The organism is Brevibacterium sp. RIT 803 (assembly GCF_016892625.1).
GTDB lineage: Bacteria > Actinomycetota > Actinomycetes > Actinomycetales > Brevibacteriaceae > Brevibacterium.
Genome location: NZ_JAFEMW010000004.1, coordinates 180,578 through 197,568, shown reverse-complemented (window position 1 = coordinate 197,568; position 16,991 = coordinate 180,578). Strand labels below are relative to the sequence as shown.

At 64.0% G+C, this 16,991-nt stretch carries 16 protein-coding genes; 13 read left to right on the top strand and 3 right to left on the bottom strand.

Translation table 11 applies throughout. From position 1 onward, the window contains the following. Positions 1 to 187: 187 nt before the first annotated feature. Entirely contained in the window at positions 188 to 832 is a 645-nt protein-coding gene (locus JTF07_RS14035) for a VOC family protein (protein WP_198397720.1), read from the bottom strand. 177 nt (positions 833 to 1,009) lie between these two features. Beyond that, complete coding sequence (locus JTF07_RS14030; protein ID WP_143922067.1) at positions 1,010 to 1,495, bottom strand: inorganic diphosphatase; 486 nt, start codon at positions 1,493 to 1,495, stop codon at positions 1,010 to 1,012. Between the two features lie 112 nt (positions 1,496 to 1,607). Here JTF07_RS14030 and dacB point away from each other — a divergent pair, with 112 nt between their 5' ends. From dacB to tilS, 3 genes are read left to right on the top strand one after another with little or no spacing between them, the layout of a single operon-like run. Further along, positions 1,608 to 3,065, top strand: a complete 1,458-nt coding sequence (dacB, locus tag JTF07_RS14025; RefSeq protein WP_204234852.1) for a D-alanyl-D-alanine carboxypeptidase/D-alanyl-D-alanine endopeptidase — start codon at positions 1,608 to 1,610, stop codon at positions 3,063 to 3,065. Next, positions 3,062 to 4,078 (top strand): Rv3626c family coenzyme F420 biosynthesis-associated protein, encoded by a 1,017-nt coding sequence (locus JTF07_RS14020; protein WP_204234851.1) that lies wholly within the window; start codon positions 3,062 to 3,064, stop codon positions 4,076 to 4,078. The genes dacB and JTF07_RS14020 overlap by 4 nt, the downstream gene beginning before the upstream one ends. Further along, positions 4,065 to 5,090 (top strand): tRNA lysidine(34) synthetase TilS, encoded by a 1,026-nt coding sequence (gene tilS / locus JTF07_RS14015; RefSeq protein ID WP_353843976.1) that lies wholly within the window; start codon positions 4,065 to 4,067, stop codon positions 5,088 to 5,090. Before JTF07_RS14020 ends, tilS begins: the two co-directional genes overlap by 14 nt. 22 nt (positions 5,091 to 5,112) lie before the next feature. On the opposite strand, the gene JTF07_RS14010 is transcribed toward tilS, so the two are convergent. Then, positions 5,113 to 6,384 carry an amidohydrolase family protein gene (locus tag JTF07_RS14010; protein ID WP_204234849.1) on the bottom strand — a complete coding sequence of 424 codons (1,272 nt, stop codon included), beginning with the start codon at positions 6,382 to 6,384 and terminating at the stop codon, positions 5,113 to 5,115. Between the two features lie 142 nt (positions 6,385 to 6,526). On the opposite strand from JTF07_RS14010, the gene JTF07_RS14005 reads away from it, so the two are divergent. From JTF07_RS14005 to JTF07_RS13960, 10 genes are all read left to right on the top strand, one after another. Further along, entirely contained in the window at positions 6,527 to 7,783 is a 1,257-nt protein-coding gene (locus tag JTF07_RS14005) for an MFS transporter (RefSeq protein WP_204234848.1), read from the top strand. A 116-nt stretch (positions 7,784 to 7,899) separates the two neighbouring features. Further along, entirely contained in the window at positions 7,900 to 8,451 is a 552-nt protein-coding gene (hpt, locus tag JTF07_RS14000; protein WP_092103277.1) for a hypoxanthine phosphoribosyltransferase, read from the top strand. A 167-nt stretch (positions 8,452 to 8,618) separates the two neighbouring features. Further along, a complete protein-coding gene (ftsH, locus tag JTF07_RS13995) occupies positions 8,619 to 10,751 on the top strand; it encodes an ATP-dependent zinc metalloprotease FtsH (RefSeq protein ID WP_204234847.1) in 2,133 nt (710 codons plus the stop codon). Next, the gene (gene folE / locus JTF07_RS13990; RefSeq protein ID WP_204234846.1) at positions 10,751 to 11,374 is read left to right on the top strand and encodes a GTP cyclohydrolase I FolE; all 624 of its coding nucleotides are present in this window, start codon (positions 10,751 to 10,753) and stop codon (positions 11,372 to 11,374) included. The genes ftsH and folE overlap by 1 nt, the downstream gene beginning before the upstream one ends. 9 nt (positions 11,375 to 11,383) lie before the next feature. Continuing rightward, complete coding sequence (gene folP / locus JTF07_RS13985; RefSeq protein WP_204234845.1) at positions 11,384 to 12,250, top strand: dihydropteroate synthase; 867 nt, start codon at positions 11,384 to 11,386, stop codon at positions 12,248 to 12,250. After that, entirely contained in the window at positions 12,247 to 13,176 is a 930-nt protein-coding gene (gene folK / locus JTF07_RS13980; protein WP_204234844.1) for a 2-amino-4-hydroxy-6-hydroxymethyldihydropteridine diphosphokinase, read from the top strand. Before folP ends, folK begins: the two co-directional genes overlap by 4 nt. 28 nt (positions 13,177 to 13,204) lie before the next feature. Beyond that, positions 13,205 to 13,666: a DUF3180 domain-containing protein gene (locus JTF07_RS13975; protein ID WP_204234843.1), complete on the top strand. Its 462-nt coding sequence runs from the start codon at positions 13,205 to 13,207 to the stop codon at positions 13,664 to 13,666. Then, a complete protein-coding gene (locus JTF07_RS13970) occupies positions 13,663 to 14,163 on the top strand; it encodes a PH domain-containing protein (protein ID WP_143922056.1) in 501 nt (166 codons plus the stop codon). Before JTF07_RS13975 ends, JTF07_RS13970 begins: the two co-directional genes overlap by 4 nt. 2 nt (positions 14,164 to 14,165) lie before the next feature. Then, positions 14,166 to 16,025, top strand: coding sequence for a PH domain-containing protein (locus JTF07_RS13965; protein ID WP_204234842.1), 1,860 nt, complete (start codon positions 14,166 to 14,168; stop codon positions 16,023 to 16,025). Continuing rightward, positions 16,022 to 16,927 carry a Rossmann-like and DUF2520 domain-containing protein gene (locus JTF07_RS13960; RefSeq protein WP_204234841.1) on the top strand — a complete coding sequence of 302 codons (906 nt, stop codon included), beginning with the start codon at positions 16,022 to 16,024 and terminating at the stop codon, positions 16,925 to 16,927. Before JTF07_RS13965 ends, JTF07_RS13960 begins: the two co-directional genes overlap by 4 nt. The last annotated feature ends 64 nt before the right edge of the window (positions 16,928 to 16,991 follow it).

The following is a 16,991-nucleotide window of genomic DNA, read 5'->3' as shown; positions in this document are numbered from 1 at the left end:
TCGTGCTGAATGCCCACTCTTTCGCTGTCTGGTGACGGGTCGCGGCGAACCACGGTGGACCGGACTACCCGTCTGAGACCGGATAGGGACGGGAGCCGACGAAACAGCAGAGGGCATCACACAGCGTTGGTGTGATGCCCTCTGGGCTGTGCGCAGCCGGTCGCCCGGCAGCGGCTGCAACGGCGACTCAGATGGTGACGAGGCCGTTCTTGGCGGTGTCGAAGCTGATCGACATGATGCCGGGGGTGCCGTGCGGCGCCGACCAGTCGATGTGGATCTCTGGGATGGGCTTGGGATCCTGGGTCCCCAACCAGTCGCGGAGTCGGTCACGATCCCCGGCGATCTGCAGGGTGTCGATGGCGACATCGCCATTGGTCTTGTAGGACGAAGGATGCTGAGACGAGTCGGCTGCCCACTTGATGAAGAACGGAAGCTGAGGGTCGGCGATGAGCCCCTTGATTCCGATCTGCAGCCACTTGAGTTCCAGGCCTGATTCCGGGGTGCGGTTTCCGTCGACGGCTTTGCGTTCGAGGCGGGTCTCCACTCCGGCGAGGTCATCGACCGAAACGCACCAGCCCATCCAGCCGCCGCCGAGCTCGGAGCGAGCTCGCACTGCCTGGCCGAAGGGTGTTGACAACGCGGCCGGGTGCTCCAAGGCTTCGACGACTTCGAGGTAATGACCGTTCGCGAGAGGGAAGATCAGATTTCTGGTACCGAATCGAGGATGCACACCACCGTCGTAGGGAACCACGCCGAGCTTCTCCGAGATGCGCTCGGCAGTGGCTTTGTACCCGTCTGGTTCGCTGGCGAATGACACATGATCGAGTTTCATGTCTCGACAATCGCATAACCTGGCTCACACTTCTCATTAGGTTTACCTAACTAGTGGGTGGTCCCAAGTGCGGCAGCGACTCGTCTGATGAATGCAGAGACCGCCCGGACCGCGAGGTCCGGGCGGTCTCTGACCACGGGTGAGACGATGCTTCACACCGCCTCGGTGAGGGTGAGCTCAGTGAGAGTCTTTGAAGCGCTTGATCGACGCTTCGACCTCGGCCTCAGCCTCAGCGCGGCCGACCCAGCTGGAGCCCTTGACGAACTTGCCGGGCTCAAGATCCTTGTAACGGGTGAAGAAGTGCTCGATCGAGTCGAGGGTGAACTGATCGACGTCGCCGATGTCCTGGTAGCTCTCCCAGCGGGGATCGCCGGCCGTGACGCCGAGGACCTTGTCGTCGCCGCCTGCTTCGTCTTCCATCTTGAACATGCCGATGGGGCGCACATCGATGAGGACGCCCGGGAAGAGGGGTTCGGGCAGCAGCACGAGAACGTCGAGCGGGTCCCCGTCATTGCCAAGTGTGTCCTCGAAGAAGCCGTAGTCAGCGGGGTACTGCATCGAGGTGTAGAGGTAGCGGTCGAGCTTGACTCGACCTGTCTCATGATCGACCTCGTACTTGTTGCGCGATCCGCGCGGGATCTCGATTGTGGCCAAGAGTTCCATAGTGCTCCTTCAAGCTAGGGTTGCATCACTAGAATAGAGCTTACAAGTCCCCACGAACGACAACCACAACGGCTACGGCGAGGACGATGGCAATGAGAATGAGAGCCCGCGCTTGAACCAGACCCCGAAGCGGAAGCGGTCGAAGAAGGCTGTCGCCGGCATCACCGCAGGCAGCCTCGCCATCGTGCTGGGCGCGGTTGCGGCAGTCGACGCCTACGACGTCTTTCCCGAGTTACCGGGAATCCTGACCACCGACCCCGCCGTCGAGGTCCAGGCGGTCCCCGCGCCTCACGCACAGGGGAAGGACATGCCCGCCCCCGCCTCGGCGCTGGATGATTCCGCACCTGTGCCCACCAAGGTCCCCGACACGGTGGGCAAGGTCCTCTCTGATGCCAAGGTCAAGGACTTCGGGATCGAGATCCGCGACGGGCTCAGCGATGACATCCTCTACGCCAAGAACGAGAACACACCGCGCACGCCGGCCTCGGTGACCAAGGTCCTCACCGCCTCGGCGGCGCTGCTGAGCATCGGCGGCGAGAAACGATTGACCACAACCACGGAATTCGACCCGTCCACCTCGACGGTGACGCTGACAGGCGGCGGAGATTCACTGCTGGGTGCGGGGGAGTCCCAGCCGGGTGCCGTGAACGGTCACGCAGGCCTGACAACGCTGGCTCAGCAGACCGCCGAATCACTCAAGAGCCAGAATATCGCCGAGGTGGCCCTGGACTTGGACACCTCCCGGTACACGGGCGAGGACTTCAGCCCCGGATGGGAGCGTGCCGATATCGCCAAGGGCGTCATCACGCCGATCCAGCCGCTGATGATCGACACCGGGTATGTCGGCAGCAGAGACAAGGAGTGGAGGGGCCGCAGCGAGCACCCGGCCAAGGATGCCTTCGCAGTATTTGCCAAAGAGCTCAAGGCAGCCGGAGTCACGGTCACCGACGACCCTGCACCTGCCGCTGAGACGGGTGAGGAAGCGAAGTCTGACGGAGACTCCGAATCCACCGAGCTGGCGGGGGTGGAATCGGCCACGATCTCCGAGATCGTCGAATACGCGCTCGTGCACAGCGACAACGTCGTGGCCGAGGTCCTCGGCAACGAGGTTGCCATCGCCCAGGGCGAGCCGGGAAGCCTGGAGTCCGGCCCCGAAGCCGTGCTGGCGGCCCTGTCTGATTCCGTGGACCTGGGCAAGACCCACCTCGAGGACACCTCGGGTCTGTCCTATGACAACCGGATCAGTCCGCACGACCTGACGACGATCCTGCAGGCATCGGTCGTCGCCGACGATTCGCTCTCCAGCCTCATCAGCTATATGCCCGTCGGAGGACTGACCGGCACACTGACCGAACGTTTCACCAAAGAGAGGGCTGCTGCCGGGACGGTGCACGCGAAGACGGGGACCCTGTCGACCGTGACCTCACTGGCAGGAGGGGTGCTCGATGCCGATGGACGCTATCTCGTCTTCACCCTGCAGATCGATGACGTAGACAAGGACAAGATATTGGAAGCCAGGAAGACAGTTGACGATATCGTCGCAGCACTCGCGAATTGCGGTTGCCGATGATCGTCGATGAGAAGTTCGCCGCCCGCACAGCCAGGGAACTCGTCCCCGCAGCGCGTATGCCCGACACCGATGAACTTGACGCGCTGGTCGCCGGGCTCAAGGACAATGCACTGACGGCGCAGGAACTCGTCGTCGATTCGTTCCTCCTCGACCCTGCCCATGCCGACGACGTGCGCAGTCGCCTGGGCGCCGGTTCCGTGCTCGTGCTCGATCAGATCGGCTGGATCAAGGCCAATGCGCAGTCGATCAACGGCATGGTCGACGCGGACACCCTGCCCGCCCCGGTCGGTCCGGGAGCAGCGAAAGCGGCTGCCGTTGAACTGGCAGGCGTGCTCTCGCTGCTGTCGACTCGAGTTCTGGGCCAATTCGATCCCTTTGCAGTGGCCACAGGCCGGCTGATGTTCGTTGCCCCCGCTGTCCTCAACGCCGAAGCGGCGATGAACGTCAAGCCGCGCGACTTTCGGATGTGGGTGGCCCTGCACGAGGCCACGCACCAGGTGCAGTTCGCCACCGCGCCCTGGTTGCGTGAGCACATGCGCTCTCTCCTGTCTCAGGTCGTCGCAACCCCGCTCAAGTCACCTGGCATCAGCGGTCTCGCTGACGTCTTCTCCACTGTGGGCCGGATCATCAAGGGCGATGCGAGCATGGTCGATCTGATCAGGGACGAGGGGATGCGCAGCGCCCTCGACGAGGCCACAGCGATCCTCAGCCTGCTCGAAGGCCACGCCGACGTGGTCATGGACGAGGTCGGCATCGAAGTGATCCCGAGTGTGCGGAAGCTGCGACGCAAGTTCGAAGCCCGCCGCGACGCCGGTCAGGGCGGATTCCTGTCGAACCTGCTGGGCATGAACCTCAAACTTGCCCAGTACCGTGACGGCGCCGCATTCGTCCGCGCCATCCGCAAGGAAGTCGGCCAGACCGGTTTCTCCGCCATCTATGCCGAACCGGAGAACCTGCCGAGGAGCGAGGAGATCCACACCCCGAGCCTGTGGTTGGATCGTGTCCACGGCTGAGGCGCGACCACCTCGGCGACCGAGCCTCGACCCGGCCAGCGGAGCGATCCGCAGCAGTGTCCGTGAAGCGTTGGCCCAGTTGGCCAGCTCCCGGCCCACCGTCATCGTCGCGGTCTCCGGAGGAGCGGACTCGATGGCGCTGCTGCACGCCTGCGCCTTCCTCCACCGACGTGGCGAGCTGCACGCGCATGCCGTGACTGTCGACCATGGTCTGCAGCCCTCGACCGCCGAGGTGGCCCGCCGGGTCGTCTCCATCGCCGAATCCTGGGGTCTGCCCGCCGAGGTCGCCACCGTCGCCGTCGCAGCCGGTGATGAGGGCCTCGAGGCCGCCGCCCGCGATGCTCGCTACGGCGCACTTGAAGCAGCCCGGGACGTACATGGGGCCGAGTGGGTGCTGACCGCGCACACCCGCAGTGACCAGGCGGAGACGGTGCTGCTGGGGCTGATGCGTGGTTCGGGCACGAGGTCCCTGGCCGGTATGGCTCTGCGCACCGGCTCAGTGGTGCGCCCCCTGCTCGACATCGAACGGGCGAGCACCGTCGCCTCGTGCCGGGCTCAGGGCATCGAGGTCTGGGATGACCCGATGAACACCGATGATTCCTTCGCCCGGGTGCGCGCCCGCACCCTGCTGGCCACCCTGGAGGCCGACCTGGGCCAGCCTGTCACCGCGAACCTGGCCCGCACCGCCGAGCTGTGCCGTGCCGACGCCGACTTCCTCGACGGGCTCGCCGAGGCCTCTGCCGCCGCTGTGCGCGGACGCACCGAGGTGCCCATGGACGAATTGGCGGGAATGGAGGATGCGATCCTCTCCCGCGTCGTCCGCGAGTGGCTGATCTCCCTCGGCGTGCCCGCACAGAGCTTCGGCGCCGCCCGCGTGGCCCAACTGTGCGCCCAGATTCGCGAACCTGGGACATCCGGTCACCCACATGCTCGTCTGTCACTTCCCGGTGACACCGAAGTGATCATCACCAGGCAGCTCCTCTGCTTCCGTCGCGACGCGAAGACCGGGTGACTACAGCCCCTGGCCGTTGGGTTCAGGCCTTGCCGTCGACCAGGTGGCCGCCGGTGGCCACCAGCTCTCCGTTCCTGAAGACGTCGCGATCGGCAGGGCAATCCATGATCGCCGAGGTGACGGTATCGGCGTCGAGCAGCATGAAGTCCGCCGGTGCACCGATGCCCAGACCGAAGCGGGCATCATCGACCAGTGCGGTTCCGTCCGGTCGGGCACCGGCCATCACCTGCGCCCCGCCTCGGGAGGCGATGTCCAAGCAGGCTTCGATGTCCTCATCCAGGCGGTGCCCATTCGTGAATGCCAGCTGCCAGGTCCGTCGCAGCAGGTCACCGTCACCGTAGGGACTCCAGTAATCGCGCTGACCGTCCTCGCCAAGACCCACAGCCACCCGATTCTCACGCAGACCCAGCCGCGGCAGGACGCCGTTCTGCGGTGCCACCGTCGTCAGAGAGATGCCTGCCTCGGCGACGAGTTCGATGATCCGTTCGACCTCAGGCGCAGGGTTGGAACTCAGGGCGAAGGCGTGGGAGATCGTCACCTTCCCCTCCATGCCGAGAGCCTTCGTGCGGTGGACGATCTCCTCGAACGTGAACACGCCTGCGGTGCCGCGCTCATGCAGATGGATGTCGATGCCTTTGCCGTGCTTCTCCGCAAGCCCGAAGACGACGTCGAGGTGCGCGACCGGATCGCGGTCGTATTGGAGCGGATCGAGTCCTCCGACCAGATCAGCGCCCTCGGTCAAGGCCGCGTCGAGAAGATCTCTGACACCCTTTTCGCGTACGATGCCGGCTTGCGGGAAGGCCACGATCTGAGAATCGAGGACCCCAGCGTGATCGGCCAGTGCGTCCCGGACGCCGATGAAGCGCTCGAGACCGCAGTCGGCGTCGATCTGGGTATGCGAGCGGATGCGCGTACCGCCGGAGGAGATGATCTCTGCGATCACGAAGGCAGCCTGGTCACGGACGCTGCGCTCGCCCTGCCGCCAGTTCTCCCGATCGTTCATGATGTATCCGTGCAGCGTTCCGTCAGCAGTGTGGGGACGGAACGTCTGGCCCATCCGGTTCGAATCGAGATGGGCATGGACGTCGCCGAGGCTGGGCAGCAGCGCTCGCCCAGCCCCATCGATGATGTCGGGCCCCTCGACGTCATCGGCGCCGGCGGCGTCGGTGTGGCCGATCGCCTGCGCCGAGGCAGCCGGCGTGAACGAGGTGAAGCGTCCGTCTTCGATCTCGACATCAACGGTCTGGGCATCGGCAGTGCGGGGAAAGAGGCGGATACTTCTCAGAGTGGTCATCATCGTCCTTGAGAGTAGGAGGGCACTTGATCTCCAAATGGTATACCGTTATGTGGCTCGGGTACGGGTCCGCTCCGGGTACAGGTCCGCAGCGGGCACGGGCTCCGGCCCGAGCGAACACAGCGTCTGAAAGGATGAGCCAATGACCTCTCTGCCCGAATACGGCCATCGTACTGGTCGGGGACTCGACGTGCTGGCACTCGTGGGCCTCATCCTCATCGCCTGCTCCCTGCGGCCGGCCGCATCGTCCCTGGGCCCCGTCCTCTCCGAGGTCCAAGGCGCCTACGCCCTGGTCGAATGGCAGACGGGCCTGCTCACAGCACTACCCGGCCTGATCTTCGCAGTCTGCGGATTCATCGCCGTTCCCGTGCTCAAGAAGATCGGACTCTTCAGCTCGCTGGCGATGACCTGTCTGCTGATCGCCGTCGGAGTGGGCGCCCGCGTCCTCGTCGACAACTGGTTCGGCTTCGCCGGTCTGACCGTGGTCGCGCTGGCCGGAATGTCCATCGGAAACGTCATTCTGCCGGTGTACGTGAAAATGCGCTTCCCCCACCGAGCCAACCTCGGCGCCACCGCCTTCACGGTGTCCCTGGGGCTGGGTGCGATGTTCCCTGCCTTCCTCACTGCACCGCTCACCGGCCACTTCGACGACTGGCGGGTGGGACTGGGGATCTGGACACTTGTGCCCGCCTGCGCACTGATCACCTGGATCATCCTCAAACTCGTCCGATCCGTGCCCCAGCTGGATCAGCCCCAACCGGACACGCACGAGGCTGGACCGCCTCGGCGACATATCTTCACCTCCGCCAAGGCCAGATACATGGCGATGTTCTTCGGTCTGCAGTCGGTCAACGCCTATGTCCAGTTCGGATGGCTGCCGCAGATCTACCGTGATGCGGGGATCGATCCGGTCCTCGCCGGACTCATGCTCACCGTCGTCACCCTTGGTGGGATTCCCGGCGGCTTCCTCGCCCCGCAGATCATCATGCGCAGCATTCTGCCCCGCTTCTTCCTTGTCAGCTTCTCTGTCAGCGCTGTGTGCGGCTACCTCGGACTGCTCCTCATGCCCACCACCGTGCCGGTGCTGTGGGCAATCCTCCTAGGCTATGGCGGCTTCGCCTTCCCTGCCGCGCTCGCGCTCATCACGGGCCGCACACAGGCCGTGTCGATCACCGCCCGGACCTCAGCATTCGTGCAGTCCAGCGGCTATGTGCTGGCCGCGATCGGCCCCCTGGCCGTCGGCGGACTCCTCGGACTCAGCGGCGGCTGGTCGGTGCCGCTGGGGTTCATGATCGGCGTTTCGACGCTCATGGGCGTGACCGGGTACCTTGCTGCCGCCCCGGGGACAGTCGATGATGAACTGGCCGCACTCGGCACCCGCGGTGAGGCATCAGACTAAGGTGATGGCACCAACGACCTCCCTGGTGCCGCGAACGACCTCCACGGTGGCACGCCAGGGCAGAAGTGAATCATAATGGAGACACACCCCACCCCAAGCGAGGAGATTCGACACCTGTGGACATCAACGATCTCGGCAATGACATCGAAAAAGTACTTGTCTCGGAAGAACAGATAGCCGCACGACTCGTTGAACTGGCAGCCGCCATTGATGAAGACTACAAGGGCAAGGACATTCTGCTCGTCGGTGTCCTCAAGGGTGCCGTCATGGTCATGGCGGATCTGGCTCGCGCGATCCATTCGCCGGTGACCATGGACTGGATGGCCGTCTCCTCCTACGGTTCCGGCACCAAATCCTCCGGTGTCGTCCGGATCCTCAAGGATCTCGACACCGACCTCTCTGACCGTCACGTGCTGATCGTCGAGGACATCATCGACTCGGGCCTGACTCTGTCCTGGCTGGTCCAGAACTTGCGCTCGCGTGGAGCTGCGACCGTCGAGATCTGCACGATGCTGCGCAAACCCGAAGCAGTCAAAGTCGACATCGACGTCAAATACATCGGCTTCGACGTTCCGAACGAATTCGTCATCGGCTACGGACTCGACTATGCCGAGAAGTACCGCAACGTTCCGTTCGTCGCGACCCTGGCTCAGCACGTCTACAGCTGAGCGTTGCGCATGAGCGTTCCGCGCATTGTCTGAGTGCCTGCCGCACCCGGGAACAAAACCGGGTGCATTCGAGCTATGTCAGTGCGAGGTATTAGGCTGTGGGGGATGTTCCCAGGCAGCCTCGGTAGCCTGAACAGGTTGCCCACATCTTTTTCCTGAGAGGACTTATGGCCGAGTCGAATAAGCGTCGCCCACTGCTCAACAAGGCGACGAAGGGCCCAATGGTCTGGATCGTTCTGGCACTCCTCGTAGTGTCTATCGGTGCTCTGCTCTTCAGCCGAGTCGGATTCAGCCAGATTGACACCCAACAAGGCCTCGAACTGCTCCAGGACGACAAGGTCGAACAGGCCAAGATCGTCGACAAGGATCAGCGCGTCGACCTGACTTTGAAAGACGATCTCAAGATCGAGGGCGAGGACTTCGGCAAGAAGGTTCAGTTCTTCTACGTGGAGCAGCGTGGGGAACAGGTCGTCAAAGCCGTGGACTCGTCCGAGCCCAGCAAGGGATACACCGACGAGGTGCCCAAGCAGAGCTGGCTGATGTCCCTGTTGGGAACTCTGATCCCGTTCGTCATCATCTTCGTCGTCTTCTGGTTCCTCATCTCGCAGATGTCGGGCGGGAAGATGATGAACTTCGGCAAGTCCAAGGCGAAGCTGGTCAACAAGGAGAACCCGGACGTCACGTTCAAGGACGTCGCCGGTGTCGACGAGGCACTCGAAGAGCTCGAGGAGATCAAGGAGTTCCTGGCCGAACCGGAGAAATTCAAGGCCGTGGGAGCCAAGATCCCCAAGGGCGTCCTCCTCTACGGTCAGCCCGGTACCGGTAAGACGCTGTTGGCGAAGGCCGTGGCCGGTGAAGCCGGTGTGCCCTTCTACTCGATCTCGGGCTCTGACTTCGTCGAGATGTACGTCGGTGTGGGCGCCTCCCGTGTGCGCGACCTGTTCGAGCAGGCTAAGACGAACGCTCCCTGCATCATCTTCATCGATGAGATCGACGCCGTCGGCCGCCAGCGCGGAGCCGGCATGGGCGGCGGCCATGACGAGCGCGAACAGACGCTCAACCAGCTGCTCGTCGAGATGGACGGCTTCGACGTGAAGACCAACGTCATCCTCATCGCCGCCACCAACCGTCCCGACGTTCTCGACCCGGCACTCCTTCGCCCCGGCCGCTTCGATCGGCAGATCCCGGTTGAGGCCCCTGACATGAAGGGCCGACAGCACATCCTCGAGGTCCACGCCGAAGGCAAACCCCTGGCAGATGACGTCGATCTGGCCCAGATCGCCAAGCGTACCCCCGGATTCTCAGGCGCGGACCTGGCCAACGTCCTCAACGAGGCAGCTCTGCTGACAGCTCGCGAGGGCGCGAAGGTCGTCGACAACCGGATCCTCGACGAGGCAATCGATCGCGTCATCGCCGGACCGCAGAAGCGGACCCGACTGATGAACGACAAGGAACGCCTCATCACCGCTTATCACGAGGGCGGACACGCACTTGTGGCCGCGGCGATGAACCAGACCGACCCGGTCACCAAGGTCACTATCCTGCCCCGCGGCCGGGCCCTGGGCTACACCATGGTCATGCCGAGTGAGGACAAGTACTCCACGACTCGCAACGAGCTGCTCGACCAGATGGCTTACGCCATGGGCGGCCGCGTGGCCGAGGAAGTCGTCTTCCACGATCCCACCACCGGTGCCAGCAACGACATCGAGAAGGCGACGAACATCGCCCGGAAGATGGTCACACAGTACGGCATGAGCGACAAGCTGGGCATGGTCAAGATCGGCGACGATCAGGGCGAGCCCTTCGCAGGTCGCGGCTACGGCGGGGGCGACGAGTACGGCGATGCGACCCTGTCCTCGATCGACGGCGAGGTTCGCGACATCATCGACGCCGCCCACGCTGACGCCTACTGGGCGCTGACGCACAACCGCGACGTCCTCGACGACCTCGCCTACCAGCTGCTCGAGCGGGAGACGCTTGATCAGGCGGCACTGGCAGAGATCTTCACCCCCATCGTCAAACGCCCCACACGCGATGTGTGGCTGGCCAACGACGAACGCCCGGTCTCCGAGCGCGGACCCATCGATCCGCCTGCACCATTGAGCGGGGACCGCAACGGCAAGAGCAACGGCAGCTCGGAGGTTGACACCACCGACATTCCCGGCGCCGGAGGGACGGGGGCGAACGGGCCTCACAAGCCCCATAACCCTGCGGGTCCGATCAATCCCAACGACCCGACCGGCCCTTCCGGACCGACGGGTCCACGCAATAACGACGGCAGCGGGGAGAGCGGCTACTGATGTCAGAGCTCGAAGAGGTGACGGAGGTCCTCGGCAAGGCGCCCGCCGGCACCGGCAACAAAGTGGACCAGCCGCGGATCGCCGCCGCCGTGCGTGAGATCCTCATCGCCGTCGGTGAAGATCCTGATCGAGAAGGACTGCTGGAGACCCCGGCCAGGGTCGCCCGTGCCTACGAAGAGGTCTTCGCCGGCATCCACCGCGACCCGGCTGATGTTCTGGGCGTGACCTTCGACATCAGCCACGAGGAAATGGTCCTCGTCAGAGACATCGACCTGTATTCGATGTGCGAACATCATCTGGTGCCGTTCCACGGAGTCGCCCACATCGGATACATCCCGAGTAAGAACGGCAAAGTCACTGGACTGTCCAAGCTGGCCCGCCTCGTCGAGATCTATGCTCGTCGCCCCCAGGTCCAGGAAAGGCTGACGACTCAGATCGCCGACGCACTCGTCGAACACCTCGAGCCTCAGGGCGCGATCGTCGTCGTCAAGGCCGAACATCTGTGCATGACCATGCGGGGAGTCCGGAAGCCGGGTGCCTCGACCATCACTTCGGCGGTGCGCGGGCAGCTGCGCGAAACGGCATCCCGAGCTGAAGCCATGAGTCTGATCATCCGGAGATAGAGGTCGCACATGCCCACACCGGAACGCACGAAGATCATGGGCGTCCTCAACGTCACGCCCGACTCCTTCTCCGACGGCGGTCGATACTTCGACCACGACGCCGCCATCGCGCACGGTTTCGAACTGCTGCGCTCGGGCGCAGACCTCATCGATGTCGGAGGGGAGTCCACTCGCCCTGGCTCGGTTCGAGTCGATGAGGCGGAGGAGCTTCGCCGTGTCGTCCCAGTGATCCGAGAGCTGGCCGCCGCAGGTGCCGTCATCAGCGTCGACACGATGCGAGCCAAGGTCGCAGAGGCATCACTGGATGTCGGCGCCCACATCATCAACGACGTCTCCGCAGGACTCTCCGATCCGACGATGCTGGCCGTCGCCGCCGAGACCGCAGCCCCGGTCGTGCTCATGCACTGGCGAGGCTACCTCGACCGTGCGTCGGCGTCCTTCCACTATGACGATGTCGTCACAGAGGTGATCACGGAGCTGAAGACGAGAATCGACGATGCGACGGCCGCCGGTGTGAAGCATGAGAACATCATCCTCGACCCAGGCCTGGGCTTCTCGAAGAACGCCGAACACAACTGGCAGATCCTCGGTGCCCTTGACGAGTTCGCGGATCTGGATCATCGGCTTCTCATCGCCGCCAGCCGCAAACGTTTCATTTCCACCCTGCTCTCACCGGAGGACCCGAAACTCGCCGAGGAGTCGGCGAAGGATCAGGCCACGGCCGCGATTTCGGCCCTGTCAGCTAGGGCAGGAGCATGGGCGGTGCGTGTCCACGAACCTTCCACCTCGGCGATCGCGGCCACGGTCATTCACTCCGTGAACTCACATGCCCCGGCAGCCGCTCCGGATGAGCGTGCAGCGGAGGGTGACGCATGAGTGCCGATTCGGATCGGATCGAACTGCGCGGGCTGACAGTGCGCGGCAACCACGGAGTCTTCGACTTCGAGAAGCGTGAGGGTCAGGACTTCGTCATCGACGTCACCCTGCATACCTCCGTATCGCGGGCCGCGGCCACGGACGACATCGCCGACACCGTCCACTACGGTGAACTGGCCGAAGACGTCGCACACATCGTCGAAGACAACACCTTCGACCTCATCGAGACCCTGGCCGCCCGGATCGCCGAGCACTGCCTTGACATGGCCGAACATGTCGAGATTGTCGTCCATAAGCCTGGAGCGCCGATCCAACGCAGCTTCAACGACGTCAGCGTCACCGTCGTCCGTTCCCGTGACACCGCCGACGCCGCTGCGGCAAACACGGTCGTTGATGATCCTGCGGGGACCGAGCCTGCCGAGACAGAGGCCTACCTCAACCTCGGGGCCAACCTCGGCGATGCGGCGGACACACTCGAGCAAGCCGTTGCCGCACTCGATCGACATCCCAAGATCACCGTGATCAGGCGATCCTCCCTGTATCGCACCGCGCCCTGGGGTGGAGTCGACCAGAACGACTTCCTCAATCTGGGCATTATCGTGTCCACCAGCCTGCCCGCCCCACAGCTCCTAGCTGTCGCGCAGGGAATCGAAGTCGCCTGCGGCCGGACTCGGGAACTGCGCTGGGGACCACGCACCCTCGACATCGACCTGATCCGCTTCGGCACCGCGCAGGCAGAGCTCATCCTCGACACCGACGCACTGACCCTGCCCCACCCACGGGCGCACGAACGTGCATTCGTCCTCGCACCATGGGCAGAGCTCGATGAGGCCGCAGAAATCCGCACACCCACCGGTGCGCGACCGATCACCGCTGTCCTGAGCGAGTTGGGCAACCAGGAAATCACGCGAATCCCGGCCCCATAAGGGGCCAGGATTTGAGAGACTTGGAGCTATGCAGCGAACATCGTCGGGGACTCTCGTCATCTGGGCCGTCATCGGCGCCGTGCTGGCGCCGACAGTCGACGTGCTGCTGGAGAGTCAGGGCTTCGCTCTGCCGGGGCTGCCCTGGTTCGCCATCATCGGTATGCTCATACTTGCTGCAGTCCTGCTGGTCCTGGGGTGGCCGATCAAGAAATGGAATGACGGAGACCGGACCAAGGAGATCGACCCTCTGCAAGCAGCCCGCGTAGCTGTCATGGCCAAGGCCAGTGCCCTGACGGGGGCCGGACTGGCCGGTTGGTATATGGGCAACGCCGCCTACTACTTTCTGTCCGCACCCGGCATCCGCAATGATTTGGCGGCAGGTATGCTTTTCGCTATGATCGCAGCCGCAGCGTTGATGATCGTCGGCTTGATCGTCGAAGGCTTCTGCGAGCTGCCCCCTCAAGATCCACCAGGAGCTGAAGCAGCATGAGCCGCGAATTCAACTATCTGTCCGGAACAGACGCCGACTTCAATCGGGTCAGTCCCAAATACGGCCTCAAGGAGACGATCGCGACTCTGACGATGCTCGTCCCGATGATCATCGTGGCTCTCGTCTTCGCTATCATCTTCACCTCCGACGTTCCATGGCTGCACGCGATCTGGGCTGGCCTTGTGGCGTTCACCGTCTTCCTCATCGTCATCATCATCCGTCAGGCTAAAGCGATCGGCTATGCAGAGCGGGCCGACGACCTGCTCATCCGGCGCGGCATCATGTTCCACAAGGCCACGGTCGTCCCATACGGGCGTCTGCAGTTCGTCGACGTGGATGCCGGCCCCATCGATCGGATGTTCGGTCTGGCCAGCGTCAAACTTCATACTGCCTCGGCGGCCACAGATGCCACCATTCCGGGATTGCCACGTGCCGAGGCCGATCGTCTGCGCGACAGTCTCGCCGGTCTGGGCCAGGCCAACTTGGCAGGGCTGTGAGCATGACCGAGGACGGACCGAAGGGCCAAGCCGCCGAACCCGTGAGTGATCCCGCAGCCGAACCTCCGACCGAGCAGGCAGTCGAGCCCGCAGACCAGGACGTTGCGGCTCCCGAGGTGTGGCACAGGGTCCATCCCCTGACACCGATTCTCGAAAGCTTCGGCGTGCTCGTGGGTATCTTCATCGCGGCCGCCTATGGTCTGCAGAACTTTGCGCAGACCGCCATCGAAAACTTGGCCAGGGGCGATGGCGTCGATCTGGGATTCGCCGGTTGGCTGCGCACCCACCCCCTCGTCATCCTCGGCGGCGTCGGAGGGATCGTTCTCATCCTTCTCATCACCGCACTCATCAGCTGGCTGGCCTGGAGGGTGATGGGCTATCGGATCGATTCCGAGTCCATCTACTATCGGCGCGGTCTGCTGTCGAAGAAGCTGCGCAAAGCCAGGCTCGACCGCGTGCAGTCGATCGACCTGCAGCAGAAGCTGCTTCCCCGACTGCTGGGAATGGCGGAACTCGTCTTCGACGTCGCCGGAGGCACAGACTCCAACATCTCCCTGAAGTACTTGTCGAAGAAGCGTGCCGAAGGACTGCGGGACGAGCTTCTCGCCGCTGTCCGCGAGAAGAAGCAAGGAACTCACCAGGGGGAGCGAACTCCGACCTCGGGAGGATCCGCCGCCGCGGTCCCTGGCACCGCTCCGGGCGCCGTCGGTTCGCCCGCCGGAACTGAACCCGCTGCGCCCGGCGAATCCACGGGTGCACCCGGCGATTCCGGTGCCGTTCCCGCCATCGATCGCAGCGTACCTGAACGTCGTGATGACAGCATCGGCGTACGCCTGAGCAAACGCCTCGGCTCACTGGCCCAAGGGGCCTCTCAGGAGGCAGAGTCCAGCATCAACGAACTCCTGGCTCCATACAATGTCTCCGCCGACGTCAGTGACGAAGGCGAGATCGTCCGCGTGCCCGTCCACCGGGTCGTGGTCTCCTCGCTGTTGAAGTCAGAGACGATCATCTCTGTCTTGGCCGTCCTCATCGTCATCGCCGCAGCCATCGTTCTCCTGGTTATGGGGTTGACCGAGGCCTTCATCCCGGTGCTCGTCGCAGTCATCCCCGGCCTCTTCGCTGCCTTCTCCGCCTTCAGGAAGAACCTTGACAACGCGAACTTCGTCGTCAAGCTGGGAGAGAACGGACTGGCCGTCAACCACGGGCTCGTGTCCACCTCCCGCAAGGTGATCCCACTCGACCGTCTGCAGGCCGTGTGCCTCCATCAGCCGCTGCTGTGGCGGTGGGCCGGCTGGTGGAAGGTCGAATACAACATCGCCAGCGCCGGGGGCTCGGGCGAGACGAACATTCTGCTGCCCGTCGGTGACATCGATCAGGCACTGCTCATGGTCGGCCTCGCGCTCCCGGATCCGCAGATGCCAGACGAGGTCAGCGCCGCGGCCCTGATGCGATCAGCCATGTACGACCGAAAGTCAGAGGACCCGCAGGCCGAAGCCGCAGAAGAGCTCTTCCACGGTCAGCCCCGTTCCTCCCGGCTCATCGACCCCTTGGTGTGGAAGCGGCGGGCCTATGTCGTGACCGGTTCCCTGCTCGTGCTGCGATTGGGTGTCCTGGACCGTCGTGTCGACTTCGTGCCGCATGTGCGCGTGCAGTCGATGAGCTATCACCAGGGTCCGCTCATGCGGGCACTTCGTCTGGGTACGGTCGCCGTGCACTCCACTGCTGGTCCCATCGACCCCCGCGTCACCCATCAGAGTGTCGACGACGCGAAACGGTTCTTCAGCGAGCACTCCGACCGGACGCGACTTGCGCGGCAGCGTTACGACGAGGAAGCCCGCAGGGCAAAGGAAGGCCAGCCATGAGCCAAGCAGGTATGGGCCAAGACGGGGCCCCTCGTCTGGGAATCGGAATCATCGGCTGTGGGAAGGTCGGCGCGACCATCGGAGCTGCCTGGCGCGAAGCCGGTCATGCCATCATCGGTGTCAGTGCCACCTCGGCGAGCAGCCTGCAACGGGCCGAGGAGATGTTGCCAGGAGTACCGGTCCTGCCACCGGACGATGTCGCAGACCGTGCGGAGCTTCTGCTCCTGGCAGTCCCCGACGACGAGATCGAATCCCTCGTCAGCGGCCTGGCGAAAGTGTCACGAATTCATTCGGGGCAGATCCTTGTTCACTGCTCGGGACGGTATGGAACGGATGTCCTCGAAGCCGGGACCAACCTCGGCGCGTTGCCGATCGCGCTGCACCCATCGTTGTCGTTCACCGGCACCGCAGTCGATCTTCCACGCCTGCGGCAGTCGACGATCGCCGTGACCGCACCTGCACCGATCCGTCCGGTGGGCCAGGCACTCGTCGTCGAAATGGGCGCCGAGCCGATTGACGTGGCCGAGGCCGACCGTCCGCTCTACCATGCAGCCATCACCCACGCCTCCAACCACTCGATAACGATCATCAGCGAAGCGCTGGAGATGCTCGCCGAGGCGGGAGTCAGCGACCCTTCGCGTGTGCTCACGGCCCTCGTCGACGCGAGCGTGACGAACACCCTGCAGAACGGTCCGAAGGCGCTGACCGGGCCCGTCAGCCGCGGAGACGTGGGCACGGTCTCCGCGCACCTGGCAGCGCTCAGTGAGTTCAGTCTCAACGTCTCCAGCCCCGCGGCACGCAACAGCTACATAGCGCTGGCCAGATCGACGACCGCCAAGGCGCTGAGCTTGGGACGGATCACGGAGCTGCAGGCACAGGAGATCCTGTCCCGATTGGATTGAACGACGTGCTGGAACTGCTTGCCGGTTCCGGCGGTCGTCCCGAATTCCCCCTGGGGCCGCGCTC

Coding starts and splice junctions, on each gene's coding strand:
- JTF07_RS14035 (WP_198397720.1), bottom strand. CDS start 832: ATGAAACTCGATCATGTGTCATTCGCCAGCGAACCAGACGGGTACAAA.
- JTF07_RS14030 (WP_143922067.1), bottom strand. CDS start 1,495: ATGGAACTCTTGGCCACAATCGAGATCCCGCGCGGATCGCGCAACAAG.
- JTF07_RS14020 (WP_204234851.1), top strand. CDS start 3,062: ATGATCGTCGATGAGAAGTTCGCCGCCCGCACAGCCAGGGAACTCGTC.
- JTF07_RS14010 (WP_204234849.1), bottom strand. CDS start 6,384: ATGACCACTCTGAGAAGTATCCGCCTCTTTCCCCGCACTGCCGATGCC.
- JTF07_RS14005 (WP_204234848.1), top strand. CDS start 6,527: ATGACCTCTCTGCCCGAATACGGCCATCGTACTGGTCGGGGACTCGAC.
- ftsH (WP_204234847.1), top strand. CDS start 8,619: ATGGCCGAGTCGAATAAGCGTCGCCCACTGCTCAACAAGGCGACGAAG.
- folE (WP_204234846.1), top strand. CDS start 10,751: ATGTCAGAGCTCGAAGAGGTGACGGAGGTCCTCGGCAAGGCGCCCGCC.
- folP (WP_204234845.1), top strand. CDS start 11,384: ATGCCCACACCGGAACGCACGAAGATCATGGGCGTCCTCAACGTCACG.
- folK (WP_204234844.1), top strand. CDS start 12,247: ATGAGTGCCGATTCGGATCGGATCGAACTGCGCGGGCTGACAGTGCGC.
- JTF07_RS13975 (WP_204234843.1), top strand. CDS start 13,205: ATGCAGCGAACATCGTCGGGGACTCTCGTCATCTGGGCCGTCATCGGC.
- JTF07_RS13970 (WP_143922056.1), top strand. CDS start 13,663: ATGAGCCGCGAATTCAACTATCTGTCCGGAACAGACGCCGACTTCAAT.
- JTF07_RS13965 (WP_204234842.1), top strand. CDS start 14,166: ATGACCGAGGACGGACCGAAGGGCCAAGCCGCCGAACCCGTGAGTGAT.
- JTF07_RS13960 (WP_204234841.1), top strand. CDS start 16,022: ATGAGCCAAGCAGGTATGGGCCAAGACGGGGCCCCTCGTCTGGGAATC.